Source organism: Pinibacter soli (assembly GCF_029961145.1).
GTDB classification, from domain to species: domain Bacteria; phylum Bacteroidota; class Bacteroidia; order Chitinophagales; family Chitinophagaceae; genus Pinibacter; species Pinibacter soli.
Genome location: NZ_JASBRG010000006.1, coordinates 25,925 through 50,473 on the forward strand (window position 1 = coordinate 25,925; position 24,549 = coordinate 50,473).

At 43.1% G+C, this 24,549-nt stretch carries 19 protein-coding genes; 2 read left to right on the forward strand and 17 right to left on the reverse strand.

All coding sequences use genetic code 11. The annotated features are described in order from the left end of the window. Position 1: 1 nt before the first annotated feature. The 12 genes from QJ048_RS09965 to flxA form a co-directional block, all read right to left on the reverse strand. Complete coding sequence (locus QJ048_RS09965; RefSeq protein ID WP_282334195.1) at positions 2 to 667, reverse strand: hypothetical protein; 666 nt, start codon at positions 665 to 667, stop codon at positions 2 to 4. Further along, a complete protein-coding gene (locus QJ048_RS09970; RefSeq protein ID WP_282334196.1) occupies positions 667 to 1,914 on the reverse strand; it encodes an NAD(P)/FAD-dependent oxidoreductase in 1,248 nt (415 codons plus the stop codon). Before QJ048_RS09970 ends, QJ048_RS09965 begins: the two co-directional genes overlap by 1 nt. A 106-nt stretch (positions 1,915 to 2,020) precedes the next feature. Then, positions 2,021 to 3,091, reverse strand: coding sequence for a methyltransferase (locus QJ048_RS09975; protein ID WP_282334197.1), 1,071 nt, complete (start codon positions 3,089 to 3,091; stop codon positions 2,021 to 2,023). 14 nt (positions 3,092 to 3,105) lie between these two features. Further along, on the reverse strand, positions 3,106 to 4,248 hold the full coding sequence (locus QJ048_RS09980; protein ID WP_282334198.1) for a beta-ketoacyl-[acyl-carrier-protein] synthase family protein: 1,143 nt from the start codon (positions 4,246 to 4,248) through the stop codon (positions 3,106 to 3,108). Between the two features lie 81 nt (positions 4,249 to 4,329). Next, on the reverse strand, positions 4,330 to 4,755 hold the full coding sequence (locus tag QJ048_RS09985; RefSeq protein ID WP_282334199.1) for an acyl-CoA thioesterase: 426 nt from the start codon (positions 4,753 to 4,755) through the stop codon (positions 4,330 to 4,332). 374 nt (positions 4,756 to 5,129) lie between these two features. Further along, positions 5,130 to 5,777 (reverse strand): hypothetical protein, encoded by a 648-nt coding sequence (locus tag QJ048_RS09990; protein WP_282334200.1) that lies wholly within the window; start codon positions 5,775 to 5,777, stop codon positions 5,130 to 5,132. A 325-nt stretch (positions 5,778 to 6,102) separates the two neighbouring features. Continuing rightward, positions 6,103 to 6,549: a hotdog family protein gene (locus tag QJ048_RS09995; protein WP_282334201.1), complete on the reverse strand. Its 447-nt coding sequence runs from the start codon at positions 6,547 to 6,549 to the stop codon at positions 6,103 to 6,105. Between the two features lie 161 nt (positions 6,550 to 6,710). Next, complete coding sequence (locus QJ048_RS10000) at positions 6,711 to 7,592, reverse strand: lysophospholipid acyltransferase family protein (protein ID WP_282334202.1); 882 nt, start codon at positions 7,590 to 7,592, stop codon at positions 6,711 to 6,713. After that, entirely contained in the window at positions 7,592 to 7,849 is a 258-nt protein-coding gene (locus QJ048_RS10005; RefSeq protein ID WP_282334203.1) for a phosphopantetheine-binding protein, read from the reverse strand. Before QJ048_RS10005 ends, QJ048_RS10000 begins: the two co-directional genes overlap by 1 nt. A 113-nt stretch (positions 7,850 to 7,962) precedes the next feature. Then, positions 7,963 to 9,189: a beta-ketoacyl-[acyl-carrier-protein] synthase family protein gene (locus tag QJ048_RS10010; protein WP_282334204.1), complete on the reverse strand. Its 1,227-nt coding sequence runs from the start codon at positions 9,187 to 9,189 to the stop codon at positions 7,963 to 7,965. A 132-nt stretch (positions 9,190 to 9,321) separates the two neighbouring features. Beyond that, a complete protein-coding gene (gene flxB, locus QJ048_RS10015) occupies positions 9,322 to 10,050 on the reverse strand; it encodes a flexirubin biosynthesis SDR family reductase FlxB (protein ID WP_282334205.1) in 729 nt (242 codons plus the stop codon). A gap of 178 nt (positions 10,051 to 10,228) precedes the next feature. Further along, positions 10,229 to 11,788: a flexirubin biosynthesis tyrosine ammonia-lyase FlxA gene (gene flxA, locus QJ048_RS10020; protein ID WP_282334206.1), complete on the reverse strand. Its 1,560-nt coding sequence runs from the start codon at positions 11,786 to 11,788 to the stop codon at positions 10,229 to 10,231. Between the two features lie 1,038 nt (positions 11,789 to 12,826). Between flxA and QJ048_RS10025 the strand changes: the two genes are divergently transcribed. Beyond that, entirely contained in the window at positions 12,827 to 15,685 is a 2,859-nt protein-coding gene (locus tag QJ048_RS10025; protein WP_282334207.1) for an outer membrane beta-barrel protein, read from the forward strand. Positions 15,686 to 16,211: 526 nt separating this feature from the next. On the opposite strand, the gene QJ048_RS10030 is transcribed toward QJ048_RS10025, so the two are convergent. The 5 genes from QJ048_RS10030 to QJ048_RS10050 form a co-directional block, all read right to left on the reverse strand. Further along, the gene (locus QJ048_RS10030; RefSeq protein ID WP_282334208.1) at positions 16,212 to 16,646 is read right to left on the reverse strand and encodes a type II toxin-antitoxin system VapC family toxin; all 435 of its coding nucleotides are present in this window, start codon (positions 16,644 to 16,646) and stop codon (positions 16,212 to 16,214) included. Beyond that, entirely contained in the window at positions 16,624 to 17,097 is a 474-nt protein-coding gene (locus QJ048_RS10035; RefSeq protein ID WP_282334209.1) for a DUF6364 family protein, read from the reverse strand. Before QJ048_RS10035 ends, QJ048_RS10030 begins: the two co-directional genes overlap by 23 nt. A 341-nt stretch (positions 17,098 to 17,438) precedes the next feature. Next, positions 17,439 to 17,714, reverse strand: coding sequence for a hypothetical protein (locus QJ048_RS10040; protein ID WP_282334210.1), 276 nt, complete (start codon positions 17,712 to 17,714; stop codon positions 17,439 to 17,441). A 96-nt stretch (positions 17,715 to 17,810) separates the two neighbouring features. Beyond that, on the reverse strand, positions 17,811 to 19,433 hold the full coding sequence (locus QJ048_RS10045) for a T9SS type A sorting domain-containing protein (RefSeq protein ID WP_282334211.1): 1,623 nt from the start codon (positions 19,431 to 19,433) through the stop codon (positions 17,811 to 17,813). A 100-nt stretch (positions 19,434 to 19,533) separates the two neighbouring features. Further along, a complete protein-coding gene (locus tag QJ048_RS10050; RefSeq protein WP_282334212.1) occupies positions 19,534 to 21,459 on the reverse strand; it encodes a beta strand repeat-containing protein in 1,926 nt (641 codons plus the stop codon). Between the two features lie 1,544 nt (positions 21,460 to 23,003). On the opposite strand from QJ048_RS10050, the gene QJ048_RS10055 reads away from it, so the two are divergent. Further along, positions 23,004 to 23,639: a DUF1543 domain-containing protein gene (locus tag QJ048_RS10055; RefSeq protein ID WP_282334213.1), complete on the forward strand. Its 636-nt coding sequence runs from the start codon at positions 23,004 to 23,006 to the stop codon at positions 23,637 to 23,639. Positions 23,640 to 24,549 lie beyond the last annotated feature (910 nt).

Sequence of the window (24,549 nt, forward strand, 5' to 3'; positions counted from 1 at the left end):
ATTATGAGTATAGTTTATTAATATTTTCTAGTGTAAACGGATTTGTTTTGTCTGCGACATCTTTTTCCAAAAGAAACAGTGCCGCTTCATAGCTGTCGCCCATTAGTTCCAGCCACCCAAAAATACAAGCTTTATTGGTGTTCTGTTGCATCAGGGTTTGTACATATTGATGCAGGAACTTCGCTTCAAATTTATCAAACACAAAAAAAGCATTTTCGCCTTTGAAGCCGTTTTTTATACAAATTTCGCCAATCACAATATTGGGCAAAGTGTACACGAATAGCGCGGGGCTCGCAATGTCCTTTATGGTGTCGAAATATTTTTGATCTGCATCCAGGCTAGAGCTTGCATTCGCAAAAACCACACTTATTTCATCCGGCTTGTATCTTTCTTTTAAGTCGGTTCCAGATAACAGGTTTTCAGAAACCAGTAAACCGAGTTTTGACAAGTTATCCATTTTGAAAAATTTTGGATAACTGAGTCCCATTTGCCGATAGGCGCTTACCAGAAAATCATCTGTGTGCTGGGCGGACGCTTCTTTCCAGACAAGGTGATCGTCTTTTTCAATCGCACCATTTCTGAAAATGCTATACCCCGTGATATACACTCCGCCGGGAACATTTTCTCGGGAAAGCGAGCCAGACTCAATATTTGCCGAATGCGTCATTATCTTTTCCCCATTGATTCTTCCAGAGTAATCACTTTTGCTAATTTCTCAATTGCTCTTGCATGATCTTTTACATATGGGTTTGTTGTGTCCCACACGTAACCTGCCAATACGGAGCAAATCATGTTTTGAATTTCCGGCACTGGTTTTGGCGCAAAGAATATTTTGTGCAAAGAAGTGTCGTACCACGCGAAAACATAAGCTCTGAATGTATTTACGCCTTGCATCATCACGTCCTGATATTCAGTTTTCCAGTCTACATCTTCTCCTTTCAGTTTGCGGATCACGAGTTTCGCAGCGATTTGGCTGGAAACCGTTGCCAGCGTTACGCCGGAAGAGAAAATAGGATCAAGGAACTCCGTTACGTTTCCTGTTAATACAAAGCCGTCGCCAAAGAATTTATCTGTTGTTGCGGACCATGATTCCAATACTCTTGTACCGAATTTCAACTCCACATTTCTAAATCTATCCGCGAGGTACGGTTCGCTTTCAATGATAGCGCGGTAAACCGTTTCGTCGTCACCTTCAAATTGTTTGAAGAATTCCGGATCGCCTACAAAGCCCAAAGAAGTAACGCCGTTGGAAAAAGGAATTACCCAAACCCATGTGTCCGGTTTGTGTACTACAATGGTAATACGGTTTGGCTCATCGGCCATTGAACGGTTCAAATCCACGGTGTGGGCAAACAATGCTTTACGTGGTTTTTGAGTGGAGGGTCTGTCAAGATTGAAGAGCTTTGGAATTACTCTTCCATAACCACTTCCGTCGATGATGAACCGAGCTTCAATGGTTGATTTATTGCCGTCTTTGTCTTCTACCGTTGTAACGGAAGTGTGGTCGGGGTTGAATTTTATATCCGTAACAGTTGTTTCGTAATCAACAGGCACGCCCATTGATTCTACTGCGTCTGCCAGTGTTTTATCAAACTCTGCACGAGGCACTTGCCACGTCCAGTTCCATCCCTTTGTATATTGAGAAGAAAATGAAAAGTCACACACAGCGCCATCCCTCACGAATTTTGCACCTGATTTTTGCTGAAAGCCCCTTTGCTCGATGAATGGCAAAAAGCCAGCTTCGTCCAAAGCTTCCATGCAACGCGGCAATAAACTTTCGCCAATTACAAAACGCGGAAACTTTTGTTTTTCTACGATCTTTACTTTGTATCCCGCTTTGTTTACAATAGATGCCGCCACGGTTCCCGAAGGACCGGCACCGATTACAAGTACATCAACTTTTTCATTTTTCATATTGCTGAGTGAGGTTTTGTTTGTTTTAATATTCATCGTGCGATCACGGTGTACGATATTCTTTAGAGGCATGGCCCGGATGACTTTCGTACACTGCACATTGCCTTTATTTTTTCCGGCATTTCAAAATCGTATGTCCCAATCCAATGTTGTCAATCTGCTCTGCTACTTCAAAGCCCGCTTCGACAACAATCTTTTTGAACACATCAGAGTGATACATCTGGCTGTTACCATTTGCCATGGCCGTAAAATACAATGATGTTTGCTGAAGCGAAAATGCTGCTGCTTCAAATTTTTGCCTGTCCCAGAAAGTTTCCATTATGAAAACATGGCCGCCCTCATTCAATGCGTTGTAACATCTTTTAAGGATGGACTCTATTTCGGCATCGGAAAAACAATCAAGGAACTGGCTCATCCAAATGGCATCGAAGCCTTTTGGAAAAGGCAGCGATTCATCTAAAATATTTGTTTCAAAATAAGAAATACGGTCGGCCACTTCTGTTTTAGAAATTCTTTCTTTTGCAAGGCCCAATTGTCCCGGAAGATCCATCATGGTAACATCCACCTCCGGATTATATCTTGTACAGGCAACGGCCCATTTTCCCGTGTTACCACCAATGTCCAGTAATGTTTTGAACTGTGTTTTAAATATCGTTCTTAAAGCGCCGGGAAATGCATTGTCTGAATAAAAATGATCAAATTCAAACCAGCTTTTTTGCTGATGCGGTGGCAATTTCGAGAGCCCTTCATAGATCGTGTTCCAGTTGCCAAGTGTAGGCAGGCCCTCTGGCCTTCCGTTTCGAATGCTTTCTTCCAGTTTGTGAAGTCCGTGGTAACAAATGTCATGAATGAAGTTCATGTTCACATTTGTCATCTCGTCGTGCAAAACGAAATATGCAGTTTTGGTCATGTAATATTTTTCGTCCTCTACATACACAAGTCCCATTCCCAACCCCGCTTCCAGCAACACACGAACGCCATAGTGAGATATGCCTGTTTCTTTTTCAACCTCTTCCATCGTCATGCCGGTTGCCTTGTGAGTTTCCAACGTTTTCAAAATACCGGTATTTCTTAGTGATTTTGCGGCCTGGAAAACCACAGGTGCAAATGCGATCCACTGAGCTTTTGATCTCGCATCGAGGGCTGTTTCTTCGGAAGGTGCGTTGAAAAATTGCATCGAATAGAAAGGTTTTAGTTTTTGCTGAAAACAAGTGCCGCATTGCATCCGCCAAAGCCGGCAGCTATTTTCAATATTTTATTAACGTTTTTCGTAGTAATGGTATTAGGCACATTTACCGGCACCGGCACACCTATGCTTTCAAAGCCCAGGGTCGGTATGATTGTATTTTGCTTCATTGTGCTTAGCGCCACAACAGACTCCAATATTCCCGCCGCGCCAAGTGTGTGGCCGAAATACGGCTTCAAGCTATTAACCGGCACCTGCTGCAACCCAGCAATATTAATAGCCTTTGCTTCCATTTCATCATTGTACAAAGTTGCGGTACCATGACCGGAAATAAAATCTATCGCATCGGGTTTTGCGTCAGCTTCCTGCATTGCTTTTTTAATGGCAATCGCCAATTCTTCACCTGTGCGTGAAGGGCCGGAAATATGGTTGGCATCATTGCTTACAGAACCACCGTCCAAAGTGGCGTAAGCATTTTTATTATGTTTTGATAAAATGATAGTTGCTGCAGCTTCGCCCAAATTAATACCTGAACGATCCGCGTCAAACGGCTTGCATACTTGCTTGCTGATTGCCTGGAAAGAGTTGAAGCCACTGAAAATAAACGATGATATTACATCTGCGCCGGCTACTATTACATTTTCATATTGATCTGTTTCTATCAGTCTCTTCGCAGTGAGCAGCGCTGAGATGCCTGAAATGCATGCATTGGAAATGGTAACAGGCAAATTTGGATTATGAAAATAATCAGCCACTGCTTTTGCAGAACTATGCAAAGGAAGTTGCGCTTTCATTTCACCCGTCACTATTTCGTTTTCCAGCAAAGAAATATTTCCTTTTGTGGTGGAAATGATAATTGCCGTTGATGCAGACTGTATGTCCACATCACAAAGCGACAATGCATTTTTTATAGAGTGAATAAGAAGCTTTTCAAACTTCGTATACTTATTGGCGTTTTGAATGCCCGTGCTAAATTCTTGGTTTTTTTCCTGGGAGAAAATAGCTGCAAAAAATGGCTCGCTAAAAATCTCGGGGCGTGAATGCCGGCGTACGCCACTGTTGCCTTTCAACAGCTCACTAAAGTTTTCAGCAGTGGTGCTGCCGAGTGGGGAGTAAATATTATCCGCGACTACAAAAACTTTTGGCATACGTAGCAAAGTAAAAATGCAAAAATAAAAAGTAAAAAAAGGGATTGGGAATCTTTACTTGTTTATTGATTTGTTTAGGTTTTACATTAAATTTTTTTCTTTGAGCCATTCATCAAAAAAAGGAGGTCGCGTAAGCTGAAGGTTGGAATTTTCAAGATCAAGAAAAACCTGCACCGAAGTACCTGTCGCTACTACATCTCCAGTTTTCGCATTGTACAAAGTGTATTCAAAGTTCATTTTTGCCGCAGGCGTTGGTATATAACTTGCTTCTATAATTACCTTATCGCCATACTTCAATGATTTTTTATAATTACAGTTTACGCTTACGATTGGCACAACATAGCCGTTTTTATAAAAATCAAGATACCGGCACCCATGAGCCTCACCAAACGCTTCTCTTCCATCTTCAAAATAACGGATGTAATGGCCATGCCACACAATGCCTAACGGATCTGCCTCATTGAACTTTACCGCTATCTCCGTTTTATGGGTCAGAACTTTTTTCATAAGAGGCCAAACCTACGATAATTTTTCGGTCAGAAAGCATTGAAACGGCTGGATTGTAATTTATTTTGACACCCGCGACATATAGCGGGGTTGAATAAACAAGAAACCCGGCTGAATCTAAAATCAACCGGGTTTTCGAGTGCCTCGGTTCGTGTCTTCACGAACCCGCGATGACGCAAACAGATAGTTCGTGGAGACACGAACCATGGCGCTCGAGAGACACGAACCATGGCACTCGTTGGTAAGAAGGTTTTTTTACAGAGTGAAGGAGAAGGGTCTCGAGGCAAGTGCTTATTTACCAAAGAATGAAAAAGAAGTTGTCACAAAACCTCCATTCCTTGTCAAAAAACTCAGTTAACTCCGTGGTTAAAAAACTATTTCGAGAACTTGGCTATCCACTCCTCGTCCTTATGTTTCTTTATTTCTTCGATTACATTCCAAACCGTTTTCACCCAGTAATTTCTGTAGCCAAAGCCGCCGGCCTTTCCTTCCATTCGTTCTGTATAAATTACTTTGTTGGTTTTCATGTCTACAAAAGTTACCCACAGGGAAGCTTTTTCCTGTCTTTTGGTAAGCCCTTCGGCAATAAAAACAACGCCCACGCCGGATCTTCCTTTAAAATTGTACTTGCTTACTATTTTGCTTATGTCTGCTTCTTTGAAGCGTGCATAATCAGCATCGTTTCCTGAAAGAAATTTTGAAGGATCTATTTTATCGTTCTGCTCTTTTACGGCGGAAAGGTCGTTAGTAACATGCGTTTTTTTCAACGCTGTGCCAATGTCATATTTTTTTGCCTCATTAACGGGTACGCCATTAATTGCCTCGAACTTTGTCGGAAGATCGGTCAATGAAATTACCGTATCGCCAATCAATTTCGAGTTTGAGAAATCAATGCCCAAATAAGTTATCGGAAGATCGGTCGTAAAAACGTCTTTGGGGGTTGGTGTTTGGGCATAAACGGAGCCGATAGAAAACACGGCTAACAAAACGGAAAAGATCAGTGTTGTTTTTAAATGTTTCATACAATGTGAATTTGATATAAAGTGTTGCTTTTCGCTTTGCGAAAAAATTAATAATTAATAATTCAATGTCGTTTAGTTAAGCAACTTTTCAATTACTTAGTTGCCATGTTCAGGAAAGAAATACTGCTTGTCATCCCGACGAAGGAGGGATCTGCGTGATTGTTTACGCTTAGTGTTTCGTTAGTGTTAGGCCCAGATCCCTCGTTCCTCGGGATGACAAGCGAGATGCTTTTGTTTTTTCAAACACCTTAACTAAACGACATTGAATTAAAAATTAATAGGTGCGGCAGCGAAACTGCGTTACCCGGCTCTTCACACTCAAAACTCACAAAACTTTCGCCGGCATATCCGGTTGTACAAAAATTTTCATCTCGCACTGTGCGAGCAGTACATTGTCGTACCAAACTTTACCCGTGATAACAGTGACATCGAAAATTGTGTTGCTCACAAAAATTTCTGTTTCAACTGTCGTACCCACTTTGGGTAAACTAAACACTTCAAAATTTTTTACTGCGCCAATGTAGCCGATAGGTGCGGGCCTGTTTTCTTTCTGCGCTTCGAAACCAACGCCAGCGGCGGCAGTTTGCGCAATGTTCTCTAAAAGACCAGGTTCACGGAACAGGCCATTTTCTACAAAGATATTATCAGCTTTTATTTTTAACGTACTGCGGGTCGCGGTTGCCTCAGATTTAACAATAGCATCAATCATCACAAATGGCGGTGCCTGAGGAATAAGTGGCTGTATATTTTCTACCGGAAAAGTTACTGTCATGGATCTATAGCGCTGTTTAGAAAATGAAGCTACGATTTTTTCAAGTTGATAGTTGAGTTGTCGGTTGTTGGGTTTTACATCCGATTCTTTCTTATAGATATTATCTGTAAGAAATCATTAAGTTGATCGGTCTAAAGTAAAACGGCAAACGACTTCCATCTTCACGCTTTCCAAAAATCATAATAGTTGAACCACTGTGTGGGATATAGTTTCGCTTTTCTCTCCATTTCTTCCACATAGTCCTTCAACAAAGCAGGAACAATTTCCGCTTTTGCTAAATGAGTATAATGCCTGGGTTCACTTGAAAAGAGGTGGTAGTGTTTGTTGGTTTCTTTAAAAGCATATACAAAAGAAACAGGCACTTTAAACGTAGATGCCAGCACGAACGGCCCGAGAGGAAATCTTGCTTCTTCGCCTAAAAATGCGTGCGAAACAGTTTTGTTTCCTTCTACAAATCTATCGGCGTGCATACAAACAAGTTCATTGTTTCTTAGCGCTTCATTGATGGCGTAGATGTGTGAAATGTCGTCTTTAATTACGATCACATTCATGTTGCGCTTGCCGGTAACACCTTCGAGATATTGTTTTATCTGTTCGTGCTCACCATCGTACATCACAATGTTGATGCGGGTTTCGAGGCGCTTCAATAAATGACCCGCAATTTCCCAGTTACCCAAATGGGCACTCAGCAGCAGGCCACCTTTGCCAAGTGCGGTGATGTTGCGCAGATTTTCTTCTCCGTCAAAGTCGAAGGTGAACTGGTTCTCCACATTTGCCATCATTACTACCTTGTCGATGATGCCCTGACCGAACACATAATAGTTTTTGTACATCATGCGGAAGGTTTTCCATTTGCTGAAATGCAAACGGTCACGAAAATAGCTATGCAAAATTTTTGATGACTTTCTGTCGAAAAGGAAATAATACCCGGCAACAAATCTTAACAGGAAATAAGCAGGAGAAACGCCAAAGTTTTTAAGTATGGATATAAAGATCCGGTACCCCAAAGGGGTACCTTTTGATCTACCTTGCCAGGAAGACATTAAGCAAATTCTTTAGCATTAACGCGGGAAATGATGTAGTTGTAAAAATCCTCGAAGGTTACAATTCCTACAAAATCTTCTGGTTTTACTTTGAAAGCAAAGTTGCTTTCAATAACCACTACAAGGTCAATGTAATCCAGGCTATCGAGTTCAAGCGTTTCTTTAAGGTTAGCATTGGCAGTAATTTTATCCGCAGGCACTTCAAACTCTTCAACCAGGAATTCATTGATTTTCCCGATTATTTCTTCATTACTCATTTTCATTATTTTTCATTAAGGGGTTAAACATTTCTTGGTAGAGACAAGGCATTGCAATGTCTTTTGGACAGACAAGGCAATGCCTTGTCTCTACTACCGCTGGGTTAATTTTTTTACACTCCCGTATATTTTTTTACAATAAGCGAGGAGTTTGTACCTCCAAAGCCAAAGGAGTTCGACAAAAATATATCAATATCTGCATTAATGGTATTTTTTACAATATTGAGTTTTGCAGAATCCTCATCGGGGTTTTCGAAGTTTATGTTAGGGGCAATGAATCCGTTTTGCATCATGAGCATGCTGTATACGATTTCGCTAGCACCGGCCATCCAGCATTCGTGCCCGGTCATTGATTTTGTGGAACTTACATATGGTTTTGTGGACCCAAAAACCTCATCTATCGCCTTCGCCTCGCTGGCATCACCCGCCGGGGTGGAGGTGGCGTGAGCGTTTATGTAGTCGATGTCTTTGCTTTGTAAACCAGCGTCTTTCAGCGCCATGTTCAGCGCCCTTGAGGGACCTTCCACGGTTGGATTGGAAATATGGGCACCATTTGAAGAGAAACCGTAACCCACCACTTCAGCTAAAATAGGAGCGCCTCTTTTCAGGGCAGATTCCAGACTTTCTAAAATCACAGTTGCGGCACCTCCGCTGGGGATCAATCCATCGCGGTCGCGGTCAAAGGGCCGGGAGGCTTTTGTTGGATCGCCTTCACGGATGGAAAATGCTGAAAGCGCATCGAAACTACCCATGGAAAGATAGTTGATTTCTTGTGCGCCGCCGCACACTACCATTTCCTGCAAACCGGTCTTGATAAAATGATACCCTAATCCTATGGAATGCGAACCACTTGCGCAAGCCGCGCTAATGGTAAAATTTACGCCTCTTAGTTTGAAAATAGTGGCCAGGTTCATGGTCACTGTAGAGTTCATGGTTTGAAACACAGAACCGGAACCCAATAATGTAGTGTCTTTTTTTGTCCTGATGATATCTGTCGCTTCAATCACCGGCGCAGCAGAACTGTCGTTCCCGTACAAAATTCCGGCTTCAATCGTTGCAAGATAATCCGCATCGATCTTTGCATTTTGCATCGCTTCTGAGGTAGCGAGGTATGCGTATTCGCCTTGTTCGGGCAACATGATGCGTGCACGTCTGTCGAGCACACCTTTCAGCGCAGGTCTTTCCACAAAACCCGTCAACCCGGAGCGATAACCGTATGCCTTACGTTCAGAATCGAACACAATGCCCGATTTTCCCTCATGCAGCGATTTGGTTACTTCATCCAGGTTTTTCCCAAGGCACGAATAAATGCCTAATCCTGTTATCACTACTCTGTTCATGATGTAAAGATAAAAAGTTGTTTTGGTTAGTCGCAGGTGGCAAGTTTCTGGTTACATGTCTTGCGAAACTAATCTGGTCTATTATATATTCAAACAGCTCGCACCCTGCCCCTTGTAACTTGCTGCTTGTAACTATGTGTACAATCCTCCGTTTACAGAAATCACTGTTCCCGTAATGTAACCAGCTTCGGGTGCGGCAAGAAAACTTACGGCATGCGCCACTTCTTCCACCGTTCCGAATCTGTTCACAGGAATCATTTTTTTCAGTTCATCTTCCGGCAGGCCTTCGGTCATATCTGTTCTGATAAATCCGGGAGCCACCGCATTTACGGTAACGCCGCGTTTTCCCACTTCCTGCGCCAATGCTTTTGTAGCACCGATCACACCTGCTTTTGCCGCGGAATAATTTGTTTGTCCTGCCAGTCCTTTAATACCAGACAACGAAACCATGTTGATAATTCTTCCGTAACGCTTCATGAGCATGCCATTGAGCACGAGGCGAGTTACATAGAAAAATCCATTGAGGCTTGTACCTAAAACATTTTCCCATTGCTCATCTTTCATCCACATCATCAGACCGTCATCTTTAATGCCGGCGTTGTTTACAAGTACCTCGATGTTATTGTTCTTATTATTTTCTATCCATGCTCCCAGCACAGACTGAATATCTTCTTTTGAGCCTACATCAAATTTCAACAATTCGCCCGATCCGCCTTTCGATTTGATGTTCTCCAAAGTTGCCAACGCTTCCGCTTCGTTGCTTCTGTAATTTACGATAATATGATAGCCCTGCTCTGCTAATTTATAACAAACTGCTCGGCCGATTCCGCGGCTACCGCCGGTGACGAGTGCGCTTTTCATGTGAAAATTCTTTTTGAAATGGAGAATTTGAAACTAGCCAATTTGAAGATTTGAGAATTTGAAAATTCGTTCTGCGCAACTTTTCATTTTTGGACTAGCTCTCTAAATGTCCGGGAGCAAATAATAAAGTTGGAAGGACACGCCTAAAGCATTTTCAAATTCTCAAATCTTCAAATTTTCAAATTGATTCACTTTTTACTTCAACGAAGGGATCTGTATTTTCCAAAAATGTTTTTACTGCTTTGAGTTTTTTATAAGGAGCAACATCCTCTACGAATTTTGGGAACAGTTCTCTTAATTTCTTGTACATTTTTTTGGAAACAGGTGCCAGCTTATCGCCAAAGTTTGCGTAATCAATTACCTGTAGCAATGTTCCTGCCTGGATGGTAAGTACTTCGAAGGAGTTGTCGATAACTTTTTTAGTGATCAGCGCTCCGTTACAACCCATGCTCACGATGTCCTGGTTGTCGTTGTTGTTGGGGATGCTGTGTACATACATCGGGAAGGAAAGTGTTTGGTTTTCCGCAACGGTGGATGTTGCCGGAAACTGCATGCCCTGCATACCAAAGTTCAAACCAAGCACGCCAAGGTTTGCAAATGGCGGAAACTTCTGGTTCAATTTTTCGTTGAGCAAATAGTTCAATTGTCTTTCGGATAGCATTGCCAGTCTTGTAACGGCAATTTTCAGTTTATCCATTTCCAGGGAAATATAATCGCCGTGGAAATTACCGCCGTGAAACACGTTTTTGTTTTCGTGATCAATTACCGGGTTATCGTTTACTGAATTCACCTCATTCACAACAGTTTCTTCTGCGTGGCGAATGGTGTCGTAAATCGGTCCTAATATTTGAGTGATGCAACGCAGTGAATAATATTCCTGCACTTTATCGGTAAAGATCTCTCTGTCGGTTTTTTCTGCGTCATATAAATGTTCTTCTCTGCTGCGGATGAGTTTGCTTCCTTTCAAAAGGTCGCGCAAAATTTCACTCACTTTGTTTTGACCAAAATGTCTTTTAACAACATTCAATTCGTGAGAGAAGTGATCATCGTATGCTTCTACCACTTCATTTGTAATTGCAGAAAGCAATAGTGACCAGTGCAATAATTTTTTTGCCTGGATCAGGTTCACCATGCCAACGCCCGTCATTGCTGATGTTCCGTTGATAATGGCAAGGCCTTCGCGCACATGTATTGAAAGTGGTGTAATATTTAATCTTTTAAATACTTCTTCGGTTGGCTGCACTTTATCTTCGTAGATCACTTCGCCTTCGCCTATGAGCACAAGCCCTAAGTGAGCAAGCTGAACAAGGTCGCCGCTTGCGCCCACGCCACCATGTTCGTAAATACATGGATAAACATCTTTGTTGATGAGCTCTTGCAAAACTTCCACTACTTGTGGATGAACGCCGGAATAGCCTTGCATAATGCTTCCCAGTCTCGCCATCATTAAAGATTTCACAAGCATGGGTTCCATTAATTTCCCGCTGCCTGAAGAGTGGCTGCGAATCAGGTTGTATTGTAACTGAAGTAAATTTTCTTCGCTCACTTTATATTGAGCCATTGGCCCAAAGCCGGTATTGATACCGTATATAAGTTTATTGGAAGAAAAATTCTTCAAGAAAGCATGGTTCTCTTCAATGCGTTTTATCACCGCATCTTGCAGTTTTACTTTCTTTCCTTTAAAAATAACCTCCTCAAAGTCGCTAAGCGTAAAATGCTTTTCCGGTATAGATTTCATTAATAGTGTCTAAATGGTTCTAGGCTGCCAAAAATAGGGTAAACCACAGAATTTTTCAGCATTGGCGCGATCTTTTTAAAGGCTTTGCCAATAACTGAATAACTGAGTAACTGAATAACTGAAGGGTTGAGGGCTGAGGAGCGTTATTGAAGGGAAACTTTGGGGGGAAACAAATAACTGAAGAGTCCAATGTCGAAATGCATAATCAAATAGGAGCGTTCAGTTATTCAATTATTCGGTTACTCAGTCACTCAGTTATTCTCTGCAGCCGTGGTTCGTGTCTCCACGAACCGCAAAAAATCAATGGTTCGTAGAGAAACCATAACCGTCAACCTAAGGGGTTGATTTTTTTTCGCTTCGCGTTATTTAACATGTCGCCCCTCTGGGGCTCGTATTCGGTTCGCTGGATTTGGATAATACTACGAACATGCCGCCCCGCTGGGGCTATCTTGAACTTCCCGACGTTATTACAAGCCCCAGCGGGGCGACACGTTAGTTGTCGTTTGTTCTTTTGAACAAACCCCCTTAGGTTGACGGCTATGGTGAGGACACGAACTGCAAAAATCACTGGTTCGTGTCTTCACGAACCACGGCTACCCGACATAAGGCCCTTTAATTATTCAATAACTGAGTAACTGAATAACTGAAGGGTTGAGGGCTGAGGAGCGTTATTGAAGGGAACCTTTGGGGGGAAACAAATAACTGAAGAGTCCAATGTCGAAATGCATAATCAAATAGGGGCGTTCAGTTATTCAATTACTCAGTCACTCAGTTATCCTGTCCCGGGAACGTTCCCTTACCGTTTGTATAAAAATTTGTGGCGGTAGCAAGTTTTTGGGCGATTTTTCGTCTAAATCGTAATGTCAATTAATAATTGATAGGGTTGCTCACCAGAAATGTGACACCGCCGTGGTTCGTGTCTCCACGAAGCACGGCGAGTTACAAGACCTGACAGGTTTTTAGAAACCTGTCAGGCCTGGGTGCCGCACCCAGATCATTTTAATCATCAAATAACCGGAACCTTAACCATTTTGCCCGATGCAAAAGATCTATTGCCTTTTATTGCTTGTTTTAGTAACCTGTTTTGCAAATGCCCAAAACAAAGTCTCCATTAATGGAGCGATCGTAGATTCTGCCAACAAACAGCCTCTTTCAGATGCTACAGTGAGCCTGATGCTGTTAACTGACTCTTCTCAGACCGCCTTTAGCATCGCGGATAGCAAAGGACATTTTTCTTTAAAAAACATTCCTGCCAATAAATACCTGCTGCAAGTGACCTTCACAGGCTATCGTATTTATGATACAACACTGCATTTAACGGGGGATAAACCTGTTGTAGAAATTGGCACGATCCACATGGCGAAGCAGTCTGATATGCTTCAGGAAGTAATCGTGCAGAGACCGCCTATCATAATAAAAAAAGACACTGTTGAGTTTAACGCCGGCGCTTTCAAGACGAAACCAAACGCAACGGTGGAAGACCTTTTGAAAAAATTGCCGGGCGTGGAAGTTGATAAAGACGGTAACATTACCAACCAGGGCGAACAGATCACAAAAGTATATGTGGACGGAAAAGAATTTTTCAGTAACGACCCGAAACTGGCTACAAAGAATTTGACTGCGGACATGGTCGAAAGTGTGCAGGTATTTGACGACATGAGCGACCAGGCGAAGTTTACCAAGATCGATGATGGCAATAAACAAAAAACGATAAACATTAAACTGAAGAAAGATAAAAAGAAAGGTTACTTCGGTCGTGCGAATGTAGGCGCGGGTACGAGCGACCGCTATAACGGAAGTTTGATGTTCAACGATTTCAAGCAAAACACACAGATGTCTGTAGTGGGTGGCGCAAACAATGTGAACGTTGCAGGCTTTACATCTCCGGATATGTTTGGCAGCGGAGGTGGTGGCGGTGGCGGAAAAGGTGGTGGCGGTGGAAACCGTGGTGGTGGCGGTGGCGGCGGCGGCAATAGCGGAAGTGCCGATGGAAACACAACCGTTTGGGATGCGGGCTTTAACTATCGCGATAAGTGGTCGCCGAAAATGGATGTAAGTGGCAACTATTTTATTGCAAATTCTGAAACAGTTAATAATAGCTATACCTACAGACAAAACCTGTATACGGATTCATCTTCCAATTCAAATACGATTTCGTCTTCGAACAATAAGAATTTGAACAACCGTATCAATTTCAGATGGGAATATGCGATCGATTCCATGAACTCTGTTTTGGCCATACCTACGTTCAGCACACAGCATTCTACAAACTATAGCGAGAGCGGTCAGAAAACGGAATCGACAAAGCCTTACGATTACCTGGCGGTGTTGGCAGACAGACAAACCAACGGCACGAGGGACGGTTGGAATTTTGGCAACAACCTGCTTTTCCGCCACCGGTTTAAAAAAGTGGGCCGCACATTAACGGTTGGATGGAATACAGGGTTCAGCGCCAACAATGGCACAAGTTATGTTTTGTCAGACCAGGCAAGGTTTACGCCGGATAGCGTGAGATATTATCACAACAATCAAAACCAGCAGAACAACCAAACCGGTGATTCAAAGAACAATACTGTAAGCACGTCTTTTACTGAAGGGATAGGGTTAAACAAGATCCTGGAATTCAACTATGCCTATACTAATAATCAAAATACTTCCGATAAAAAGACTTTTGATTATGACAGTACGTTTGACAAATTTGTTTTGCCAAACATTGGCCTTACCAATCATTTTGAAAATGGCCAGATCACGCATCGTGCAGGAACAAACTTCCGTGTGAAAGAGGAAAAGTATGATTTTCAATTGGGAGGTGCTGTCAATTTTTCTACTATCAAAAATGAAAGTGTCAGACTCGATTCTACAAGAAAGCCGTACTCAACATACACCAACCAGAACTTTGTAAACTTTTTCCCAACGGCGAATTTTAATTATTACCTGGGTACAAGAAAAAGCATTCGTTTCAATTATCATGGTAATACGCAATCGCCTACCATTACGCAATTGCAAAACGTGATCGATTCGTCCAACCAATTGCAGCTGCGTGCAGGTAACCCTTATCTGAAGCAGCAGTTCACACAGGAATTTGGATTGAGCTACAAAACGTTTAATCCAAACAACTTCATGTTCCTGAGCATGGACCTGAATTTTTCAACGATCAACAACAAGATCGTAAACCAGATCATCACGCTCGATAAGGCGCAAATGATCATTCCGGTAAACACGAATGGTTCTTACAATTCCTCTTTGTATGTTACAACAGGTATTCCTTTGGTGAAGGTGGCTTCAGGAAAAAAGAGCCCGCTGAATTTGAATCTTACTACTTCGGCAAGATTTAATCGTGATGTAAGTATTTTGGATTCCATTAAAAACTTTTCTAACAATTGGGTGCTGAACGAGCGCTTTAATTTCAACATGAATATTAAGGACAAGCTTGATCTTGGAGCAAGTGCTAATGTTACTTACAACACTTCTACCTATACGGTAAATAAAACGCAGGACATAAAATATTTCTCGTATCACTATTCTCTTGACGTAACCTATTCTTTCTTCAAAACATATATGCTCTCCTCTGATTTCGATTTTTTTGTAAACACCGGAAGAAGCAGTGGCTTTAATCAAAATGTGCCTTTGTGGAATGCGAGTGTTGCGAAGCGATTGTTCAAAAAACAAAATGGAGAAGTGCGTTTGTCCGTGCTTGATATCTTAAATCAAAACAAGAGCATCAGCACCAGTACGGGCGACAACTGGGTGCAGGATACACGCACGCAGGTACTGCAAAGATTTTTCATGGCGAGCTTTATGTATAACCTCGGCAAGTTCGGCGGAAGAACGGGAACGTTTAATGGCCGCGGTGGTGGTGGAGGAGGCGGCGGTTTCAGAGGAAGGTCGCGGGATTAAAGACTGATTAACTGAATAATTGAATAACTGAGTGGTTTAGATGTAACCCGGCTATTTTAGGTTGAGTGCACTTTGATTGGCGACATTTTTTACCGCAAAGGCGCAAAGTTTGAAACATATGGTAGACATCAAGTGAGGATGATTGAAAGTATAAACACTCCTTATTCTTCTTTTACGCAAAGTGCCTCTTTACGCAATGCGCATCCGATTAAAAACCCAATGTCGTTTAGTTAAGGTGTTTGAAAAAACAAAAGCATCTCGCTTGTCATCCCGAGGAACGAGGGATCTGAGCCTAACACTAGCCAATACTGTGCGTAAACAATCACGCAGATCCCTCCTTCGTCGGGATGACAAGCAGTCTTTCTTTCCTTGCATAGCAACCAAGTAATTGAAAAATTGCTTAACTAAACGACATTGGATTAAAAACCCTTCATTTTCTTTGCGCATCCTTTGTGTATCCTTTGCGGTTAAATAAGTGATGCACACAAACGCCCCTGGCAAAAGCCCAGGATTTTTTCATCATAACTCATGGTAGTTGTTTTAATAAAGCGGACGGTGTAACTATTTGTAGTTGAGGGATTTGTTGCTTTAGAAAATTTTTATCGTTCGTTGCCAAATAGTCCATGCCATTATGGACGGCAGTATAGGCGAGCATGCAATCTTCAAAATCTACCATATCGCTTAGTATAACATCGTCTATGGCATTTTCATTGCACTCAATCAAGTAAACAAATGACAGCAACTCGTCCCAAAAAAACCTTATGTCGTCTACTGATGCACTATAATTTTTTTGCATAAGGTAGGAGACAATATGAATTATTTGAGGCGAGATAAAACCATTTATTGATTTGTCGGAGATGCGCTTCATTAAATTATTGGTTGCAGTAAGATTGACAGCTGTATCTCTTCTGGAAAGGAAATCAACAAGAATATTTGCATCAATGAGAACGTTTGCTGCCATATTTTTTATCTAAATGTTTGTGAAATTCCTGTTTGGCATCTACGCCTGATAACGATTGTTGCATTTTCCTATAACGGTCTTCTCCCATTTTGTTTTTTAAACGGTTGGGTAAGTCTGTAAGCGTCCCGGTTTGCGCCCTTAATCTGGGATAGGCTTTTTCAAACAAGTCTGAAACGGTGGTGCTTTTCATTACGGCATATTGTTTAATATTATTCGCAAATTCCGCTGTAACCGAGAGCGTTAATTTTACTTTTGTCATACGTATAAAGTTTGTTTTATACGTCCAAGTTAATTGCTTTTTATCAAATAAAAAAGCCCTTCGCGTGGTGGGGCGGATGAAAACTGAATCTTGAATTGACTGTGGCAATAACAGCGAGTGGGCCTCGCCCGTCCTAACGGATTCATCCGGGCGGGCAATGACGGTGCAGTCTTCTTTTATTTTGACAGGCATGTCGTTGTATGATGCTTTGGCTAAACGCTGAACGCCTAAAGCTTAATGCAGTTGAAGGTCGACGTTGCACTGCGTTAGGCGTTAAGCGTTTTGCATTAAGCATCAGGCATTTTAGCGATTAGCTGATACGCTCATGTTATTCTGTAATTCAGGACTGCGGTTGTTGTTTATCTTATGTGCATGCATTGCAACTATTATTACTATTAGTGCAATGAGCACACATACTGACTTTCGGTTTTTCAATTGATTTCTTTTTGTCGTGAGGTTTGCCACAGAGGCACAGAAGCACAGAAAAGAAAAACTCCTCTGTGTTTCTGTGCCTCTGTGGCAACGGAGATGTTTTATTTGCTGTTTGTTTCTCTTTCCTTGTCAAGCATCCGCTGCCGGGTGCTGATTTCTTTTTTTGACAGGTGGCATTTGCGATCTTTTGTTTTCTCTGTTTGTGCTTTTTTCCATGCTGCTAAATAACGGAACCCTATAAGTACTGTGGCAACGGTTAGAACCGTGCCTGTTAAAAGTGCCCGGATTCCAATGTAAATATTGCCCATTGCTGATGGCTCATGTATTTTTAGAACCCGCTTAAATGTACAAAGGCACAGAGCACCAGAGATTTTCATATTTAATGAATTACACTCCGGCGCGCCATGCCTTTAATTGTACAATCGCAGGTTATTAATTGTGTTGCGGCCTATCGTTTGCTTCTTCTGTTTAGTCTATTCTTTCACCACTTTAAACGTACCTACAAATTTGCCTTCTTCTACTACCTGTACCAGGTATACAGCTGCAGGCAATTGAGAAATGTTTACCATGTTAAATTGAGTGATGCCACTGTAGGTTTGCAATACTTTACCACTCATGTCTATTACCCGAACTACAGATGCCTGAGTTAATCCCTTCACATAGAACTGGCCCCTTGTTGGGTTTGGTGCTATATACACGTTTACTGATGCTGCTGCGTCAAACGCTACTGTTTTTACACTGCTGTAAGTAGATTGTCCATCTATATCTACCATTTTAAGGCGGTAGTAGTTGGTGCCTGTAGAAGCATTGGCATCTGTAAAGGTGTAGGTCATTTCACCGGCGTAGTTACCTGCCGCCGCTTTGCTGCCTATCTCCTGGTAATTCTTACCATCGGTGCTGCGCTCTACGATAAAGGATTTGGTGTTTACCTGCTCGGCTGCGGTCCATGTTAATATTGCCGTATTGCTGCTGCTGCCAAGTTGCTTGCCCGCATTAAAGCTTAGCAATTTCAATGGCAACGGTTTTATCACATCGCTGGCTTTGCTGTACCATGCCTGGTTAGCAGAGGCAGTAGTAGCAAGTGCTGGGTATACGCGGCTGTTGGTTTCTGTACCGGCGCCGCCTGCTGCAGAGCTCGCACCTGGTGTATTACTTTGCCACTGGCTCAGTACACCTGTGGTTTTATCACCTGTCAGGTTGGGATTGGCACTACCGTACTGGGTAACAAAGTTGGCGCCACTTATCCACTGGCCGCCATTGGTGCCACTGTTGTGCGTTAGTGCTACGGTGGCTCCTGCGCTCGTATTGCCATAAATGTTCCAGCTGCGCTTCATACCGTCTGCACCGTTGTTTTCAGCAGGGGCATCGTTTGCATAGTCCGTAACATTTACGTGGATCGTGTTGGCGGATGCCGGTGTTATAGTTGCCGGCGTGTAGTCATTATCTGCCATGCCCACCGGGAAAACAAAAGCTCCCGTGAAACTTTCTTTTACCAAATGACCTCCCGTAGGAGCTGCCACAGCCGTAACAACATACTTATTCTTATCTGCGCCTGTAATAGCGGCCGTACTGCTGAGTACCGCATCCTGCACATCTGTGTACAAATGACCCGCTGTAAAGGTTAAGTTGCTGCCTATTCTTGTATTGCTGCCATTTAGCTTTACGCCATTGGTATTGTTAATTTCTATACTGGGAAAGGTATTGGCAGTCGCGCTGCCGCTGTTGTTCCCTATCAGCACCTGTTGACCGGTGCTATTATCATTGGGGTTAGGCTTTTGAAATACGATGCTTCCCGTGCCTGTGCCTGCGGTAAAAACGGTCCAGGCAGCATTGGCACCGAATATCTGAGCACTGGCGTCCATCTTTAAAACGTCTCCGTAAAAAATGATCTTTGCGCCATCTTCAATGTAGATTTTGGCCGTGGGGGCTATCTCCACATTACCATACCATTGCAGCGTAGTACCCTTTGGCACACTTACTACGCCATCTATGTAAGTGGAGCTGGTTTGGGCGTACATCCTGCCGCTGCCCAGTAGCAACAGCAGTGCGCTTAGACCCAGCCGTGGTTTTATATTATTTTTTAAAAATTGCTTCATTGTTTTTGTTTGTTTTGAGTGGTGAGTGTTGAGTTATGAGTTTGTTTGCATCAATGCATTAAACTCATAACTCATTACCCAAAACTTAAGTATTGATAGTTTACTGTTTTACCATTAATATACCCGCAACATTAAGAGGTGCTGCACCTGTGCCGGTAGTTTGGTAAAATGCTCCAGCAGTTAAACCACCAGCAGCCGCAGCCGCGTCATTTGCATACTTCGGCAAACCAACAACCTGAAGTTTTGAAGTGGGTGCGCTAGTTCCTATACCTACGTTGCCGGCACCACCACCGGTTATACCTGTTGCATATATGATATTGCCTATATTCATTTGGTTAGAACCGGACAGATTGGGTGCATTTGCGCCAGATCCAATTAAAATGTTATAATCTCCAGAAGTCTGATTATTGCCAGCGTTTAAACCTATTGCGGTATTGTTATTACCGGTTGTTTGACCCGCCAGTACCCCAGAACCGATTGTAACGTTACCATTACCAGCAGTATTAGCTTTTGCGGCATTCCAGCCTAAGGCGGTGTTCCAATCACCAGTTGCGCTTTGAGAAGCACCGTGACCCACGGCTGTATTGTGACTACCGGCTGTTGAACTCGAGAGTGCGTATCCTCCTACTGCGACGTTTTGCGTTCCTGTAGTGTTAGCATTTAGGGCTTGTACACCAACTGCAATGTTATGGTCACCTGTAGAATTTTGGAGCGCATTCGTACCTATGGCAGTATTGTTGCTTCCGCTTACGTTTTTCATTAATGTATTTACACCCAGAGCTGTATTATAATAACCGGTTGTGTTAGTCAGCAATGCATCGGCGCCAACGGCAGTATTTAAATAGCCGCTTGTATTAGCGCTTAATGCTACTGCTCCAACGGCTGTATTCCATGTGCCAGTGGCTACTGCATCTAATGCATTACCACCGAACGCCGTATTAGTAGAAACGTTTCCGCCTCCATGTCCAACGGTAACACCATTTACCAGTGCATCCGCACTTACATCAAGTTTTGCCTGAGGATTGGTAGTTCCAATACCTATGTTGCCAGCGCCAACGGCCGCGTTAGTACCCGTACCGTAAATTATATTACCGATGTTCATCTGGTTAGATCCAGTAAGATTAACTGCATTTGCGCCAGATCCGATTATAATGTTATTGTTTCCAGAAGTTTGATTTTGACCAGCATTTGTACCTACGGCGGTATTGTAGCTTCCGGCTATATTTTTCATTAATGAATTTACGCCTAGAGCTGTATTATAAACACCGGTTGTGTTATTCATCAACGCTTCTCCGCCTACAGCTGTATTAAATACACCGGTAGTATTTGATGTCAACGTCGATCCGCCAAGGGCTGTATTCCATACACCCGTAGTTGTATTAAATAATGCACCGCCGCCTACTGCCGCGTTAGTAGAAATGTTTCCGCCTCCACGTCCAACGGTAAGCCCGTTAACATTAATATCCGCATCTCTATAAATGAGCATCTTTTTATTGCCGCCTGCGTCGTTTCCCCCTTTCAAATACCACTCTGTAGACGCTGGCGCAGAATACGAAATCCAGCTGCTGCCATCATAGGTATATTGTTGGCCGAAGTCGTCATTAGGATTTTGTACCGTCCAGTCATTGTTTAAGTAAGTCAGCGTATCTGTGTAAATAGTCCCAACAGCCGCTGTACCTGTTGGTGCATTGCTGCCTAAAATAGATGTTTGGCCCGTAGTAACACGTTGCCATTGCGTACCATCATTATAATATAAACCCGGTGTAACCTGTGTAGTACCACTGCCGGCTGTAGCTGTATTGTACACATACATGCCCGCTACGTGCGCACTCAATGGAAAAGCAAGATCAGTAGACTTTAAAATTACTCTTGGCATTAATAACCCTTTGCTGGCGCCTGTAGCATCGCCCAATTGAAGATAGGCGTCAGTGTTTGCAGGGCCCGGTGCACCGCCGATTTTTGTTTGGGCCTGGGAGAGTAAAGCAGCTCCCACTAAAGAACATACGAGTAACAGTTTCTTTTTCATAAAATTTGATTTGTTTTTAAAATATTTAATGGGAAGAGCTAATGCTCAATGGTGTTGTTTAAAATTGCGATGGCAAAGCTATGTGTGGTGGCGGTGGTAATGATTGGTAAAAGGACTTTAGTTTTTAGTTAAAAGACAAATAAGAAATAAACTGAATAACTGAAAGCCGAACAGAAAGAACGCGGCCGGGCAATCTCTATGCACGGGTGAGAGATTGCTTCGGCCGATTCACTTGAAGCAAGCTTCTTGACTAAACGCGAACTTCATTCTCCGCTGGCCTCGCAATGACGGTGCGGGATTGGTGTGTGTTGTGTTGTATTCCATGATTGAATGATTCGATGACTGATGTAATGCTGCACGTCATTGCGAGGCCCGGCCAACAAAGCGTGTTTCAATTAACAAACAATATGGCGATAACAGCAAGTGGGCCGAAGCAATCTCATTGCGCTGGCGGGGATTGCTTCGGCCGATTCACTTGAAGCAAGCTTCTTGACTAAACGCGAACTTCATTCTCCGCTGGCCTCGCAATGACGGTGCGGGCTTGGTGTGTGTTGTGTTGTATTCCATGATTGAATGATTCGATGACTGATGTAATGCTGCACGTCATTGCGAGGCCCGGCCAACAAAGCGTGTTTCAATTAACAAACAATATTGGCAATAACAGCGAGCGGACCGAAGCAATCTCATTGCGCGTGCGGGGATTGCTTCGGCCGATTCACTTGAAGCAAGCTTCTTGACTAAACGCGAACTTCTTTCTCCGCAGGCCTCGCAATGACGGTGCGGTCTTGGTGTGTGTTGTGTTGCGATCAATGATTCAAAAATTGATGTGCGATGCGGCACGTCATTGCGAGGCCCGGCCAACAAAGCGTGTTTCAATTAACAAACAATATGGCGATAACAGCGAGCGGGCCGAAGCAATCTCATTGCGCGGGCGGGGATTGCTTCGGCCGATTCACTTGAAGCAAGCATCTTGACTAAACGCGAACTTCTTTCTCCGCTGGCCTCGCAATGACGGTGCGGTCTTGGTGTGTTGTATTCAATGATTCGATGATTGATGTAATGCTGCACGTCATTGCGAGGCCCTCCCGACAAAGCGTGTTTCAATTAACAAACAATATTGGCAATAACAGCGAGCGGGCCGAAGCAATCTCATTGCACGTGCGGGGATTGCTTCGGCCGCTTGCTTTCTGTTCGTCTTTCAATAGATAGTTCATTATTCATTCTCCGCTGGCCTCGCAATGACGGTGCGGGCTTGGTGTGTGTTGTGTTGCATTCCATGATTGAATGATTCAAAAATTGATGTGCGATGCGGCACGTCATTGCGAGGCCCAGCCGACAAAGCGTGTTTCAATTAACAAACAATATTGGCAATAACAGCGAGCGGGCCGAAGCAATCTCATTGCACGTGCGGGGATTGCTTCGGCCGATTCACTTGAAGCAAGCTTCTTGACTAAACGCGAACTTCTTTCTCCGCTGGCCTCGCAATGACGGCGCGGTCTTGGTGTGTGTTGTGTTGCGATCAATGATTCAAAAATTGATGTGCAATGACGGTGCGGCTTGCCACTCAGTTACTCGGTTATTCAGTTATTCTCTACCTTCGATACATGTCATCTTTCAAACTATATATGCTATTGCTGGGTTGCAAGCCAAAAGGCAGAAATACGGAGCAGCACGATATGTTTTTTACCATCAGTGATTCGTTGAAAAATACGGTTGCCACTATTCAAGATTTTTGGCCGGAGGCAAAGGATAAAATACATATCGATGCATGGCGCGAGGTGAAACATGTGGAGGGATTTACTATTGAGGTGTTGGAAAAAGAAGAAGGGAAAGCTGTTGTACAAAGCACTGCCAACAAACTATTTTTTATAAACCTTGGTGGTTATAAGCAAAATGAGTTTGAAGAGTTTCACTACAAAATGCTTGTAGTGGCGGAAGAAAAAAGCGTGGCAATTCAAAAAGCGAAGCAGACGGCTTTCTATAAACACTGCGGCTTTGAAGGCGCTAATTCACATATTGATGATAAGTATGGTGTAGATGTGGATGACCTTTATGAAATAACGGATATTTTACCGGAGGGGTTAAAAGAAAGGTTTTCGCTTGTGATTACTGAAAGGGGCAATTCAGAAGAAGATAAAATAAACCTGGGCTATTTGAAGCTGACTGCTTTAGATACTTGAAAATGCTGTGTGTGCGGGCGGGGATTGCGATTGTTTGCTTTATTTTTTTTCCGAGCGGAATGGTGGCTGTGACCTGTAAGAAAAGACCGCTTGTCATCCCGACGAAGGAGGAATCTGGGTCTAACACTGGCGAACATTATGCATAAACAATCACGCAGATCCCTCGTTCCTCGGGATGACAAGCGACTTGCATTTGGTTCTTTTGAAATGATGAACGCTTTAGATAATTGAAAGTTGAAAATGCTTTCTGTGCGTGTGGAGATTGCGATTGTTTGCTTTACTTTTTTTCCGAGCGGAATGGTGGTTGTTACTCGCAAGAAAGGACTGCTTGTCATCCCGACGAAGGAGGGATCTGGGTCTAACACTGGCGAACATTATGCATAAACAATCACGCAGATCCCTCCTTCGTCGGGATGACAAGCGACTTGCGTTTGGCTCTTTTGAAATGTTGAACGCTTTAGAAAGTTGAAAGTTGAAAATGCTGTGTGTGCGGGGGATTGCTTGTTTTGCTACTTTTTTTCCGAACGGAATGGTGGCTGTGACCCGTAAGAAAAGACTGCTTGTCATCCCGACGAAGGAGGGATCTGAGTCTAACACTGGCGAACATTATGCATAAACAATCACCCAGATCCCTCGTTCCTCGGGATGACAAGCGACTTGCTTTTGGTTGCTTTGCTACTTTTTTTCCGAACGGAATGGTGGCTGTGACCCGTAAGAAAAGACTGCTTGTCATCCCGAGGAAGGAGGGATCTGCGTGATTGTTTACGCATTGTGCTCACTAGTTTTGGGCCCAGATCCCTCGTTCCTCGGGATGACAAGCGACTTGCGTTTGGCTCTTTTGAAATGTTGAACGCTTTAGAAAGTTGAAAGTTGAAAATGCTGTGTGTGCGGGGGATTGCTTGTTTTGCTA